Origin of the sequence: Methylobacterium terricola (assembly GCF_006151805.1) — a bacterium.
Taxonomy (GTDB): Bacteria; Pseudomonadota; Alphaproteobacteria; order Rhizobiales; family Beijerinckiaceae; genus Methylobacterium; species Methylobacterium terricola.
This window is the reverse complement of record NZ_VDDA01000032.1, coordinates 37,002-49,949: the sequence shown is the minus strand read 5'-3', so window position 1 is coordinate 49,949 and position 12,948 is coordinate 37,002. Positions and strand designations below refer to the sequence as shown.

Annotated in this window: 12 protein-coding genes; 7 read left to right on the top strand and 5 right to left on the bottom strand. The window is 61.8% G+C overall.

Annotated features, from left to right (window positions below):
- The first annotated feature begins 746 nt into the window (after window positions 1-746).
- Window positions 747-1,061: a hypothetical protein gene (locus tag FF100_RS31815; protein ID WP_139040039.1), complete on the top strand. Its 315-nt coding sequence runs from the start codon at window positions 747-749 to the stop codon at window positions 1,059-1,061.
- Between the two features lie 38 nt (window positions 1,062-1,099).
- Here the strand turns inward: FF100_RS31815 and FF100_RS31810 are convergent, their stop codons facing one another.
- Window positions 1,100-1,444 carry a tyrosine-type recombinase/integrase gene (locus FF100_RS31810; protein ID WP_246102608.1) on the bottom strand — a complete coding sequence of 115 codons (345 nt, stop codon included), beginning with the start codon at window positions 1,442-1,444 and terminating at the stop codon, window positions 1,100-1,102.
- Between the two features lie 466 nt (window positions 1,445-1,910).
- Here FF100_RS31810 and FF100_RS31805 point away from each other — a divergent pair, with 466 nt between their 5' ends.
- From FF100_RS31805 to FF100_RS31790, 3 genes are all read left to right on the top strand, one after another.
- Window positions 1,911-2,543: a recombinase family protein gene (locus tag FF100_RS31805; protein ID WP_139040038.1), complete on the top strand. Its 633-nt coding sequence runs from the start codon at window positions 1,911-1,913 to the stop codon at window positions 2,541-2,543.
- Window positions 2,544-2,945: 402 nt separating this feature from the next.
- The gene (locus FF100_RS31800; RefSeq protein WP_139040037.1) at window positions 2,946-3,197 is read left to right on the top strand and encodes a hypothetical protein; all 252 of its coding nucleotides are present in this window, start codon (window positions 2,946-2,948) and stop codon (window positions 3,195-3,197) included.
- A 797-nt stretch (window positions 3,198-3,994) separates the two neighbouring features.
- On the top strand, window positions 3,995-5,470 hold the full coding sequence (locus FF100_RS31790; RefSeq protein WP_139040036.1) for a methyl-accepting chemotaxis protein: 1,476 nt from the start codon (window positions 3,995-3,997) through the stop codon (window positions 5,468-5,470).
- Window positions 5,471-5,527: 57 nt separating this feature from the next.
- Here FF100_RS31790 and FF100_RS31785 read toward each other — a convergent pair whose 3' ends face one another.
- Window positions 5,528-6,076, bottom strand: coding sequence for a PAS domain-containing protein (locus FF100_RS31785; RefSeq protein ID WP_139040035.1), 549 nt, complete (start codon window positions 6,074-6,076; stop codon window positions 5,528-5,530).
- 137 nt (window positions 6,077-6,213) lie between these two features.
- Here FF100_RS31785 and FF100_RS31780 point away from each other — a divergent pair, with 137 nt between their 5' ends.
- Complete coding sequence (locus FF100_RS31780; RefSeq protein WP_139040034.1) at window positions 6,214-6,435, top strand: hypothetical protein; 222 nt, start codon at window positions 6,214-6,216, stop codon at window positions 6,433-6,435.
- A 413-nt stretch (window positions 6,436-6,848) separates the two neighbouring features.
- On the opposite strand, the gene FF100_RS31775 is transcribed toward FF100_RS31780, so the two are convergent.
- On the bottom strand, window positions 6,849-8,642 hold the full coding sequence (locus tag FF100_RS31775) for a cation:proton antiporter (protein WP_139040033.1): 1,794 nt from the start codon (window positions 8,640-8,642) through the stop codon (window positions 6,849-6,851).
- Between the two features lie 143 nt (window positions 8,643-8,785).
- Here FF100_RS31775 and FF100_RS31770 point away from each other — a divergent pair, with 143 nt between their 5' ends.
- A complete protein-coding gene (locus tag FF100_RS31770) occupies window positions 8,786-9,034 on the top strand; it encodes a transposase (protein WP_171070411.1) in 249 nt (82 codons plus the stop codon).
- Window positions 9,035-9,128: 94 nt separating this feature from the next.
- Window positions 9,129-9,386, top strand: coding sequence for a hypothetical protein (locus FF100_RS31765; RefSeq protein ID WP_139040031.1), 258 nt, complete (start codon window positions 9,129-9,131; stop codon window positions 9,384-9,386).
- A 105-nt stretch (window positions 9,387-9,491) separates the two neighbouring features.
- On the opposite strand, the gene FF100_RS31760 is transcribed toward FF100_RS31765, so the two are convergent.
- Window positions 9,492-10,958 carry a sensor histidine kinase gene (locus FF100_RS31760; RefSeq protein WP_139040030.1) on the bottom strand — a complete coding sequence of 489 codons (1,467 nt, stop codon included), beginning with the start codon at window positions 10,956-10,958 and terminating at the stop codon, window positions 9,492-9,494.
- A 140-nt stretch (window positions 10,959-11,098) separates the two neighbouring features.
- Window positions 11,099-12,793 carry a methyl-accepting chemotaxis protein gene (locus FF100_RS31755; RefSeq protein ID WP_139040029.1) on the bottom strand — a complete coding sequence of 565 codons (1,695 nt, stop codon included), beginning with the start codon at window positions 12,791-12,793 and terminating at the stop codon, window positions 11,099-11,101.
- Window positions 12,794-12,948: the final 155 nt, after the last annotated feature.

Sequence of the window (12,948 nt, the reverse complement as noted above, 5' to 3'; positions counted from 1 at the left end):
GCCCAGTAAGAGGGCTTTGGCCTCGTGCGATGGGCGATCGCCTCTCCTCGGGATCGGACGCCCGGCAAGGTCCTAACCCTCCGCCGGGCGTTCTGCTGCTCAGAAGCAACTTCGTGGGTGAAGAGAACGGTTCTAGTTGGTGGCCATCAGTCTGCCAGTCGACCCAATCCTGCCGCTTCTGGCCGCTCGTCTGGTGTCATCGGTGGGTTGGTATCCTTAGCGGGAAACTCTACTCGCCGCGATCCTCACACTTTTCGTGATGTAGCACAGAGATGTTCCGCATTGTGACAGACCGTGAGGAAAATTTATGTAGATTAATCCGATCATTGATTAGCAAAAATGTTTTTGAACCTTCTCATTCAAGTTTTGTTGGTAGCTTAATGCAGGAAAGGGAGTTTTTATGCGCTTACTTGTTATGTGTCTTGCCGCGGTCGTTGCTTTGTCGGTGACCGGCGCGGCTTCTGCTCAGACTTTGCCTCCTATAGAACCTGGGGTAGATTTTCCAGCCACGACAGGTGCCGTCACCGCGCGCCAAACAAACACGACCGGCAATGTGCCAGATCTGCTCATCGCACCTGGCGCCACTGGTGCTGAAACCATCACGACCAACTCGGCGGCTGGTGGCAATGCGCGCCTACCAGAACGCCCTGTGCCGAACGGTAGTGCCGGTGGTGGTGGGGATCCTGGCGGCGGCGGCTAACTCCACGATCAACGGGGTTTGTGGCCCGGATATATGACCCGTGTGAGTGGCTGCCTTTGTGGCAGCCACCTCTTTTGACAATGCTGAGTATCACAATATGTTCGAGCTGCTACCCGCCGATCTCGACGATGAAACCATTCAGCTAGTTCACGACATGAAAATGGAAGAGGCTCTTGATGCGAGTGCATCAAGGCTTTTAATGATTGAGAGACTGAGAAGATTAGAAGATTTTGCGCGAGTTCGCGGAGCAACGAGGCAAACGTTCCAAAAAATATCTTCAGCTAGGCGAGTTCTTGGTGATACAGAGGGTTTTGGAAGAGTAAATGTTCCATTTATTGCGGACGATCGAGGAATAAAATGATAATCTCGACGCGTTGGAGCTATCCAAACGAATTGTGACTACAAAAACCCGTCCCCTGAATGTCCTTTGAAGGCGTTCGCCCGCCGGATGTAGCCAACGACGGTCCGAGTATCCCGATGCCCGCTCTGGTCCATGATGCGCGCCAGATCCGCCCCGCGCTCCGCCGCCGTCGTGATGTAGCCGGCCCGCAAGCTGTGAGCCCCGAACGTCGATGCATCGAGCCCGGCCGCGGCGGCGTACCGCTTCACGATGTCGGCGACGGCTTGCGTGGTGAGGCGTGCGGGGTTGGCATCCCGCGTTGTCATACGAACCCTGCCTGATCGCGACACCGGCCGGAATACCGGCCCTTCGGTGATCCCCGCCGCCTCGAGCCAGTCGCGCACCAGGGCAACCGGCTTGATGAAGCGCTGCCTCGCCCATCTATGGATGCGGTCGACGCGTATGGATTAGGATCGGGCAATGACCCGTACCTCCTGCCAGCACCCCGACAACTGCATCGCCGCGGGCCGCGGCGGCCCCTGCTGGCGATGTGATGCAGCGGCGATCGCAGAGCGCGCGGTTCTCCTACGCGAGCGCATCCTCGCCAACCAGGCAGAGGGGCGTCCACCCTACGCTACTCGCCCGTCTCAGCCGCTCAAGGCTGCGCGACAAGCGCCTTGATCTCACCGGACCCGTGTGGGCTCGCTCTGCCCACATCATGCGCGAGCTATGCACAGCCGCGCCCGTCCGTAAGGGTATACCGTAGCGGACGGCGCAAAGCAGTCCAAAAGCCCGTCCGTAAGGGTTGACTTCGCCTTACGAACGACCAACCTTGCGGACAAGGCCCATTCGGACAGGCGTGCCGCTCTCATGCAGACGATCCTCTATGCCCGCGTCTCAACCGCGGACCAGACCCTCGCCCACCAACGCACCCAGGCAGAGGCGGCAGGCTTCAAGGTTGACCACGTGGTGGCAGACGAGGGCGTGTCTGGCCTCACCACCGCCTTGCAGGACCGGCCTCAGGGCCGCCGCCTGTTCGACATGCTCCGCCGAGGGGACGTGCTGGTGGTGCGCTGGGTGGATCGCCTCGGGCGCAACTACGGGGACGTGTGCGACATCATCCGGGAGTTGATGCGGAGAGGCGTCATCGTCCGCACCGTCATCAACAACCTAACATTCGATGGCGCCACCAAGGACCCGATGCATCAGGCCGTGAGGGACGCCCTGATCGGCTTCATGGCAGCCACGGCGCAGGCCCAGGCGGAAGCCACCAGGGAGGCGCAGAGGGCCGGCATAGACCACGCTAGGAGCCGCGAGGACGCCTATCGGGGCAGGAAGCCCAGCTTCACACGGGAGCAGTTCGAGGCCGTGCAGGGGGCTCTAGGCAAGGGCCAGGGGGTCTCGGAGGTTGCCATCGCGATCGGCCTCAGCCGGCAGACGGTCTATCGCATCAAGGGCAGCCCGGTTGAGGCAGAGGCGGCCCTGGCGCGGTGGGAGGCCTGAGGGCAAGGGCCGAAGAGGCGGCAGTCCGCCCCCCGTGAGGGGGCGGAACGCGGGCACTAGGCTGCCACCGAGCCGGGGGGCAGGCCGGAGGGGCCTTCGGGCGTGGGAGAGGGCGCACGGCGACGGTGATGGTGGGAGAGTGGTGGGCCGAGCCATTTCGGGGGATATGCCCAGCCCACCAGCCGCGCCGACGGGGGAGTGCAGCGCGACGGCATCTTTTCCCATCTTGTAGCATTGCGTGCAATCAAATTGGATGCGCTGTTAATACCGCAGCGTTACCGAGACGCTCGACAAGCCTGACGTTGCTGAAGACAGGGGCGGTCCCTAGCAGTCTTGTGGATTTGCGGTATGGTGCCCTGGAGAAAGCGCTTAACTTGGCGTCAGAAGACCTGTCGGAACGCAATGCCCCGCTATCGCTTCAGCTTGGTAGTCAACGATCGCTGCGTTGAGAGCGGCATAGGCATTGAGCTTGCCAACGAGAGCGCTGCGCTCGCTCAGGCGTGGCACATAGGTAAGGTGCTTCTCAGCTTCCCTGGCCGCTGCGACGCTTGGCGCAAGGGCGTGCTGATAATCGATGCCGAAGACGGAAAGGCGAGCTTCGCCCTGTCGATGGCGGATATTGCGGGCGGGGGCTTGGGCGCTGGGCTGCACTGAGGCGGCACCCGGAATACTCAGAGCGGCAGGCCAGGGTCCAACGGGAAGCTGTTCAGACTGCGCCGGCCCGGCCTGCCTGTCGCGTAAGATCGCGGGGGCGATCCTCGATACGACCTGAGCGCGGTAGCACGAGGCTGGCTGAAGGAGAATGCCGCGAGGCATGCCCCATGCAGCAGAACGTCCGCGTCCGCTACCAGGAAGCCAGACACGGCCTCAGGGCTCGCCGGCAGCGATCGGAACCCATACGGCGCGCACCAGGCCTCGAACGCCGCGGCGTCGCCCCTGTAGGCCCGCACGGTCGCATCGGCCTTGGATGCGCGCTGGTAGGCCTCGACGAGGGAAGCGGTTTCGGCGGGAAGGCCTGAGGGCTCGCGTATCTCGCCAACCTGGCGATTTGCGATCGGTAAGGCTACGGGGTCGCGGGTTGTGTCACCAAGCCGGCCTCTCAGCTCGGCGATCTCCGGCAGGATGAGATGGCCTTGAGGGTTCAATTCTCGGTCGGCTGTTCCACGTGACACTTTTGTGCTCTCGCTATCCTGTGGTGTGCCAGAGAACTGATGGCTTATACCACTTAGGCCGCATGGGCCATAGCGCTACGCTTTCAGTTTAGGCGATTAGGATTAGCTCGTAAATCAGCAGACCGAGCATTCAAATAATAACATTTGACAGTCAACATTCTGACTAAAACGTTTCCGCCTCATCTAATCAAACCGTGAGCCGATTATAAACTTGTTAGCACTTATTTGGCAGCATTTTGTCCGCAATCCTTCCGCGGACACGTGGCGCATGGAGCCTTCATGAACATTTTTGGTTCCGGTCAGCGCGCCATTCTGCGCGCCATCAATAGTTCTCGCGCCAGCATCGAGTTCGATCCTGATGGCACCATCCTTACTGTCAATCAGGTATTTGTAGATTTGTTCGGCTACCCAGCAACTGAATTGCAGGGTCAGCATCACCGAGTGCTGCTTGTGCCAGGGGATCGCGATACACCTTCGTATCATGAATTCTGGGCATCACTCCGGCGTGGACATAGCCAAACGCAATCTTCCAAGTGCATGACCCGTGATGGTCGTGAAATTTGGGTCCACGCGATATATAATGCTGTTTTGCGTAGAAACGGCAGTTTGGCCAAGGTGGTCACATTCGCGTCAGACATCACAGCAGCGACGATGCGGACCCTCGAACTCGAGGCCCAGACCGCGGCCCTGGATCGTTCTCAGGCTGTCATCGCCTTCACTCCTGACGGCTACATCCTAGATGCCAACGCCAACTTCCTTGCGGCTGTCGGATATGGCGTGGAGGAGATCCGAGGGCAGCATCATAGCCTGCTGGTTGATCCGACCGTAAAGGCAAGCGATGCCTACGCCGGTTTCTGGCCGGCCCTCGCGAGAGGCGATTTTCAGGCTGGCGAGTTCCGGCGGATCGGCAAAGGCGGGCGGGAGGTCTGGCTTCAAGCCACGTACACACCGATCAGCGGCGCTGATGGCCGTCCGTTCAAGGTGATCAAGTTCGCAACCGACGTCACGACGCAAGTGCAGGATCGGCAGCGGCGCGCTGCGTTGCAGCATAAGATTGATAGGGATCTTGGCGACATCAGCAAAGCGATCGGGAACGTCAGTTGTCAAACTGAGCGGGCAGCCACGACGGTAAAACGTGTCTCGAGCGAGATCCAGAGCGTAGCCTCCGGTGCGGAGGAACTCTCGGCCTCGGTGGGTGAGATCAGCCAGCAGGTGACGCTCGCCGCTCGGATTGCCGGTGAGGCCGTCGACCAGGCCCGCCACACCGGGACGATCGTTGCCGGTCTAAGCGGGCAGGCCGCGCAGATTGGTGACGTAGTCGGCCTGATCCAGGGAATTGCCGCACAAACCAACCTGCTGGCGCTCAATGCGACGATCGAGGCGGCACGGGCGGGTCCGGCGGGACGTGGGTTTGCGGTCGTGGCGGCTGAGGTGAAGGCCCTGGCGGAGCAGACCGCGCGTGCAACGGAACAGATCGGTGGTCAGATTGCGGCGACGCAAGGCGCGACCCGGGAGGCGGTCTCGGCCATCAACGCCATCCAGGGCACGATCCAGACTTTGAACCAGGTCTCATCGGCGATCGCGGCCGCAGTGGAGGAGCAATCGGCCGTCACGCGTGAGATGTCGAGCAGCATGCAAATGGCCTCACAGGGCGCGTCCACCCTCGCGATCGATATGACAGCGATCGCGCAGGCGAGTACACAAGTTGACTGTGGAACGCGTCAAGTGCGTGAGGCATCTCATCGGTTAGCATAAGATGGGGTAACAAGCCCCAACCCTGTTCTACCGACCGGTGGTTGCGTTTGTGCCACGTCAGTTGAGCGGCCGGACTGCTTCTCGCGTTCTGGCGGCCAGCGCAATCCCGATTTCTAGCAGCGCCAGCTTCACATGGGGTAGTGCCGCTCTCGCCCCATCACCTTCGATCATTGAGTGCGCAAGGATGAGATGGTCGGCGATCAGGTCGAGATGATCGCCCGGCATCGTTGATGGATGAGGCTCCGGCGGCACGAACCGGCCGACGTTGCCGTAGGCCGCGATCGTGTCCGTCGCACCCTCGGCCAGTTCGGTGATCGATCCGAGATAGCCGATGAAGCAGCCTTCCTCCATCCCGAACGAGGGCACACCACCTGCACCGATCCATCGGGGGCTGTCGTCGGCCCTCAGCAAGCGATATCGAACACAGAACTCCGCTGCGGTTTTGACCGCAGCACATATGGTCTCGCTAACGGTTTGGCGGTCTTCCGGGTGGACGCGATCGAGCCAACCCCAGGCAAGGGCCTCATTGACCGGTTGTCCGGTAAGGCTTGTCCATTCCGAGCTGACGTAGACGCATTGCCCGGTGGCGTCCGTGACGAAAATCATATCACCGGCCCCTACGCTGGCTCCTTATAGCTTAACATATGGCACAGCCAAGCTTGCACAAGCGCCCCTTCAACCGCAAATAGCGATGGGTAACGAAAGTATGACCCCACCGTGTGCTGCGGCATTGGAGAAGCGATATGGTCGGATCGGACGAGGCGACCAACTGGCGCCTGCGCCAGATCGCGGACATTCTCGGCGTGCCTGTCGAAGCCTTCGCCGATGCAGGTACATCCGGCGATGTCGTCGGCCTCAACGAACTCGTGAACCTATGCCTCACATTGAAAACACAAACGGGTCGCTCTGCCGCGCTCAACGCGTTGCGCCGAATACGAGATCACGAAAAGGGTGGGGTCACGTAGGCTCGGTCATACCCACGCCCATCTGAAACTTTCGAGAATGACGCTCTCGTTCCATACGCCTCCCTTATGCGAGGGTGAGGAGCTTAGAGACGGGCGCGACGCCCTTTGAGGCGGCTGCCCCCCATCCAACAAACTTGGCCGCAGGCCGCCGTGTATCGCGTCAGCGACCGTAACCTGAAAGGCCGAAACCAAGCAGCAGGCTCGGGGAGCCGCCGCAGGCGGCGAGTAGAGCGCGGCCCGAAGGGGACGCCCCCGAGGTGCCATCCGCCTCGGCGCTGGCAGCCGCTGCTGCGAGCGCAGCGACCGCCTTGCGCTGCCGGACCCTCTCCTGGTCGACCTCGCAGGGGCGCTGCATGTCGTACCGATCCTTCTCGGCTACCTGTTCGATCGGGTTATCAATCAGTAATCACTTTTCAACCCACATCCTCGATCGGTGGAGAAAACAGAACTAACTTATCCCCATGCAACGGCTCTCCAAGTTCGTGCTCAGGCGATGGAAAATCGAGGCTGCCGCTAGATCGAATGATCAACAGACATGACGTCCCCCGGTCTCGCGCGGCTTCGGTCGCCGAGATCACGAAGTGCCAACCGGCCGCATGCCGCGTGGCGATAGCCTCGAAACTCAGCTGCCCATCGCCCAGCACCTTGCCGCGCACGTCCCGGCTCACGCCGGTCTCCGCGTGCAGGAGGTGGTCTGCCGAGGGAGCGAGCTGATACACCCGCTCCCGCCCGAGCTCTGGGGCAAGGCGGGTGCAAACGAGGGCATTGTAGAGTTCGTCCCGCGTCGCCGCGAGCAGATAGTCCGGCGGCCGATCGGCCAACCCCTCCTCTGCATGGCGCGAGAGCAGCTCGGCCTGCAACGTCGGCACGCCCCCGATCCGGGCGGGTCGCAGGGCATCGGGATAGGTGTCGATCAGCACCACCGGCACGCCAGCGCGATGGAGTGTCAGGGCAAGGTCGCTCGACCACGGCGAAGCTCCCACGATGGCCAACCGCTCCGCATCCGCTGCGACCGAGAGCCCGAGCCGCCATGCCAACGGGCCGAGCGAGAAGCCATTCGCGAGCACCGTCGCGACGATGACGGCAAACACCGTCGGCTGGATCAAATCGCCGCCGACGTATCCCGCCTGGCTCAGCCTGGGGCCTGCGATACCTGCAACCGCTGCGGCCACGATACCACGTGGGCCAATCCAGCCGACGAACAGGCGCTCGCGCCAGGTCAGATCGCTGCGCCACGTCGCCATCCAGATCGCCGCGGGCCGCACCAGAAACAGCGTGGCGGCTGTGAGCGCCAGAATTGGTAGGGACAGCTTGCCTAGGACGACAAGGTCGAGGTCGGCGGTGAGCACCACGAACAAACAGGAGACCAGGAGGACGACAAGGGCCTCCTTGAACCGGCGCAGCTCCGAGATGCCAGGAACGTGGAGGTTAGCTAACGCGATGCCGAAGGCGGTCGCACCGATCAGTCCTGCCTCGTGCATTAGGAGGTTCGGAACGGCGTAGGCAACGAGCGACAAGGCGAGCAGCAGCGGCGTCTTCAGAGACTCAGGTACGAGATCGCGCTGGAACGCCCACGACACCAGGAACGCAGACCCGACGCCCAGAACCGCGGCCGTCGCCGCGCCTTCCGCGAGATGGAGCGCCAAGTCGGTCACGGAGGTGCTGCTCGATCCGTGGTCCGGGCCGACCAGGATCTCGATGACGATGGCAGTCAGGATGGCGCCTATGGGGTCATTGATGATCGCCTCCCACTTCAGAAATGCACCGGAGCGCCGCTCGAGCCGGGCACGGCGTAGCAGCGGCAGGATGACCGTCGGGCCGGTCACAACCAGAATGGCGCCGAACACGGCCGCCGGCCCCCAGAGCATGCCGCCGATGAGGTGAGCGGCGAGCGTGCCCAGAACGAAATTGAGGGGCAAGGCGACGGCTGTGAGCCGCAGTACACCCTCTGCGGAGGCTCTGAGCTCCCGGAAATCCAGAGCGAGCCCACCCTCGAACACCACGATAGCGACTGCCAATCCGATCAGCGGCCGAAGGTTGTCCCCGAATGCCTTGGATGGATGGAGAAGCCCGAGGACGGGACCAACCAGGAAGCCGAGGCCGAGGAGCAGGACGATGGCGGGGATGCGCAGGCGCGCGGCGAGTAGCTGGGCGGCGACGCCGCCGGCTACGATGCAGAGGACCGCGGTCGCGACGCCCTGTTCCATACGCAAATATCCTGAAGCCGCCGCGTCGGTGCGGCGCCCTACAACGCACCGAAGCCCAGAGGGTGTCACCGAGGCGGTGAGTTCGGCGAGCGCCGGCCTAGGCGCATCGGTGCGAGGAACATGCCGCGCTGGAAGCCGCGTAGGTGCAAGAAACCGATGGAGCCTCTGCGGAGCAGTACCGCTGGCGGGCGGGTATCGAAGGGATGCTGTCGTTGGGTGTGCGGACCCTGCATCTACGGCGGGCCCGCTATCTCGGACTGGCCAAGGTCTACTTCCAGCACGTGCTGACCGCCGCCCTCAACCTCAGCTGGATCGCCGAGTGGCTGTCGGGTGAGACCATCGCATCGACCCGCAGATCACCCTCCGCTCGCCTCGTCAGCCACGCGGCTTGAAGATACAGCGTTCGCCAGCAGCATCAGAGAACGGGGCAGCCCCAAAAAATGACAAGTACTCGATTTAATCGATTCAGGTGTATAAGGCGGTGAGATGATCACCACCAACTCACTTTCCGACGCCCTTCCGCTGGTTGCTGCGCTGGCCGAAAAACTCGCTTTCGCGCTGACCTCCGATCTCATGGCCGAGCAGTATTGGAGGCCCAGCCCGGCCCTCGACCGGCTTGCCGCCGCTAAGACCTTCCTTGATCGGCACCAGCACCCGGTAGGGCCGCGCGCGCAGGAGGTGGTGGAGATCGCCACCGCACAAGCTGGGCTGAGCTCTTATCAAGATCGCAACGCATCGATTTGAACTGTGCGATCACAAATTGACTGCTAAATCTATGTATATAGCCCTGGATTAATTTCCTGCAGAAAGACATAAAGACAGAGTGAACGCTACGGCTCTGCGCCTAAATTATGCCGCCGGCAGGAACAGATCGAAGCGGGTTCCAACGCCAAACTCTGATTGGAGGCTGATGTGGCCCCCAAGGGTACGGACGAGGGTTCGTACATGGGCAAGACCGATACCTTCTCCCGGCTGATCCTGCTTACCCGAGCGCCGGAACAACTCGAACACACGAGCGTGATCGGCTTGTGCAATGCCCCTACCATTATCCGTAATTTCGAACCATGCCCCTGCGCTTGTCTGATACCCTGATACGACGATGCGTCCAGGTCGTTCCGGGTCGAGATATTTGATAGCGTTGTCGATCAGATTGCCAAATATCTGCTGCACGGCCAATCGATCGGCCTTGATGGTCGGCAGCCCCTCAATCGTGACCGTCGCGCCCTTGGCAGCAGCCTGATGCCGTTGAGCATCCGCCAGCGTCTGTACTAAATTGGTCATCGCGAGTCGCTCGGGAACGTAGCGGCGCCGACCCTCACGTGCCAGTCGAAGGATCGCGCCGATCAGCGCATCCATCTTGCCCACTGCAGATTTGATAAAACCTAAGGCTTCGGTGTATTCAGCATTCAAACGGGCGGTGTCAGGATGGCTGCCTAGCGTCTGTATAATTTCACACCGGAGAGTATCAAGCTCCTCTCCAAATCCCATGATGTTAACCAGAGGCGCGCGTAGATCGTGCGAGACGATGTAGGCAAAACGCTGCACCTCCTCGTTGGCTTCGCGCAGCCCCGTCTCTGCCTCGCGCTGATGCGTTATATCCGTGTTCGTACCAAACCAACGCGCGACTTTACCCGTCTCGTCGTGGATCGGCTCGGCACGCGAGAGGAACCATCGGTAGCGTCCGTCAGCCCCCCGAAGGGGGAACGTATCTTCCCAGCCTGTTCCGGACATCATTGCCTGGCCGAACTTCGTAACGGCCGCATCTACATGATCAGGGTGATGCACGCTGCGCCAGCCTGAGCCACGCATGTCCTCGAACGTCGCGCCTGTATAATCGTACCAGCGTTGGTTGAACCAGAAGATGGAGCCCATCCCATCCGCCATCCAGGCGAGCTGCGGGATCGCATCGGCCATGACACGAAAATCGGTCTCGCGAGCGGCTGCCTCGGCCTCGGCCTGCTTGCGGTCGTGCACGTCGATGTGCACGCCAGCCCACTCACGCAGCATCCCGGCCTCGTCGAGAACCGGTGCACCGCGCGCATTGAACCAACGATAGGAGCCATCACGTCCGCGCAGACGATGTTCGATGGTGTAGCGCGAACGCGTCTCCACAGCCCGGCCCCAGGCCGCGGCGGTAGCGGCCTGATCGTCGGGATGCACCGCATCGAGCCACCCCCAGCCGGCGACCTCCTCAACGCTCTGGCCGGTATAGGTGCGCCATTCAGGGATATCGGCGACCTGGCCGTCGGGTGGCACGAACCACGTCAGTTCTGCTGTCGCGGCGATGAGCGCGCGCAAACGCGAGGCGGTCAGCAAAGGTCAGCTCGCATTGTCAGTGGCGGCCAAGGCAATTCGAGGGGCTCACTCGGTCCTCACGCTGCTCCTAGCGGCAGCTCAGGAGGCCAGCAATAGGCCCACCGAGCCCCTCGACGCGAGATATCTGCCCCCCGTGCCGATCAAGCCGCTCGTACCGTCGTGATGAACCGACCGACCTCGCGAGTGAGCTGCTCGGATTGCTGGCTCAACGCCGAGGCAGAGAGAAGCACCCGACTGGCTGCCTCACCGGTTTGCTCCGCGGCATCGGCGACGCCGGTCACGTGCGTGGTCACATCCCGCGTTCCCGCCGCAGCTTGCGTCACGTTGCGCACGATTTCCTGAGTGGCCGCGCCCTGCTCCTCCACCGCCGCAGCGACCGCCGCCGTCACGCCGTCGAGCTGACCGATGCGCGTCGTGATCGCGGCGATCGCATCGACCACGCGCTGCGTCGCGGCCTGGATAGCGCTGATCTGACCGTTGATGCTGCCGGTCGCCCGTGAGGTCTGGCCGGCGAGCTCCTTCACCTCGGCGGCGACCACTGCGAAGCCCTTACCGGCAGTTCCGGCCCGGGCAGCCTCGATCGTGGCGTTGAGCGCGAGCAGGTTGGTCTGGCTGGCGATGCTCTGGATGAGTGCCACCACTTCACCAATCTCAGCAGCCCCTCGGCTGAGCTCCTGCGCGACTACGGCCGTCGCCTGTGCCTCGTTCACCGCCGAGCGCGCCAAGCCAGCCGCGTCCTCCATCTGCCGACCGATCTCCTGAACAGAGAGTCCCAGCTCCTCGGCAGCCGCCGCCACCGTCGTGACGTTAACGCCGGCGTCCCGCGCGGTGGAGGCAACAGAGGTGGATTGCGTCGCGGTCTGCATCGCGGTTCCGGCCATCGCTTGAGCGGTCGTGTGCATCTCGTCGGCGGCCGTACTCACGCACCCGACGATGTCGTTCATCGTCTGCTCGAAGGCGCGGGTCGTGGCATCGATGCGCTCCGCATGCGCGACTTTGCGCGCTTGCTCGGCCAACCGCTCGTCGGTGGCAGCCCGTGCAGTCAGGGCGTTGTCCTTGAAGATCGCGACCGCCCGCGTGATGTCGCCGATTTCGTCACTCTGGCGCGTCACCGGCACGGTCACGCCGAGATCGCCCTGAGCGAGTCTCAGCATCACCGCGGTCAGCGAGCGCAGCGGACGGATGGCGCGGAAAGCCCAGACGGCGAAGCCGGCCCCAACGAGGGAGGCCATCACGCAGAGCGCAAGCATCAGTAGGGTGAAGGTGTTGGAGATCGTACGAACCTCGCTACCCGTGGCCTGGTTGCGCGCCTCCTGCAGATCGATGAACTGGTTGATGCGAGCCAGCCACTCGACGAAGGCCGGGCGGGCCTCCTGCATCAGCAGCGTCCGCGCTTGATCTCCAGTGCCGGCCTGCTGAGCGTCGATGACCGATTTCATCAGCGGCAGTGTCCTAGCTTCGATCTGCTTGATGCTGTTGAGTATAGCGATCTCTTCGCCGGAGGCATCTGATTGCTCGGCAAACATACGATCCATCTTCGTGGCCGAGCGAGCGTATGCCTCCGTCAAGCGCGCGATATCAGTCAGTACAGCATCACGCCCAGACCGATCGCCGACCAAGGTAAAGTCTCTCAGACTGATAGCACGGTCATGCACACTGCCACGAAAGTTAATAGCGTAGCGCTGCTTGACCGAATTCGCATCATTGATAATACCTAGTCTACTATCGATTGCCCTGACTTGAATGATGGCGTACGCACTCAGGGCAATCATCAACGCAAACATTGCAAAGTAACTCAGGGCGACCTTCGTGCTCAACCGAAATTTGACCGACATGGGCTCAACTACCAAGTTTTTCTGACTGTCATCACGTTGATCGACAGACATTAAGAACCGAGTAACGGAACAATCACATTTGCGTAGACGTCACCTTCACAACTTGAGATGGAAATTATCGCTAGAATGCCATAGAGCAGTCAGCACCACTCAAT

Excerpts from the sequence above, each read along its gene's own strand:
- FF100_RS31805 (WP_139040038.1), top strand. The coding sequence starts at position 1,911 with ATGCAGACGATCCTCTATGCCCGCGTCTCAACCGCGGACCAGACCCTC.
- FF100_RS31800 (WP_139040037.1), top strand. The coding sequence starts at position 2,946 with ATGCCCCGCTATCGCTTCAGCTTGGTAGTCAACGATCGCTGCGTTGAG.
- FF100_RS31790 (WP_139040036.1), top strand. The coding sequence starts at position 3,995 with ATGAACATTTTTGGTTCCGGTCAGCGCGCCATTCTGCGCGCCATCAAT.
- FF100_RS31785 (WP_139040035.1), bottom strand. The coding sequence starts at position 6,076 with ATGATTTTCGTCACGGACGCCACCGGGCAATGCGTCTACGTCAGCTCG.
- FF100_RS31780 (WP_139040034.1), top strand. The coding sequence starts at position 6,214 with ATGGTCGGATCGGACGAGGCGACCAACTGGCGCCTGCGCCAGATCGCG.
- FF100_RS31775 (WP_139040033.1), bottom strand. The coding sequence starts at position 8,642 with ATGGAACAGGGCGTCGCGACCGCGGTCCTCTGCATCGTAGCCGGCGGC.
- FF100_RS31765 (WP_139040031.1), top strand. The coding sequence starts at position 9,129 with ATGATCACCACCAACTCACTTTCCGACGCCCTTCCGCTGGTTGCTGCG.
- FF100_RS31755 (WP_139040029.1), bottom strand. The coding sequence starts at position 12,793 with ATGTCGGTCAAATTTCGGTTGAGCACGAAGGTCGCCCTGAGTTACTTT.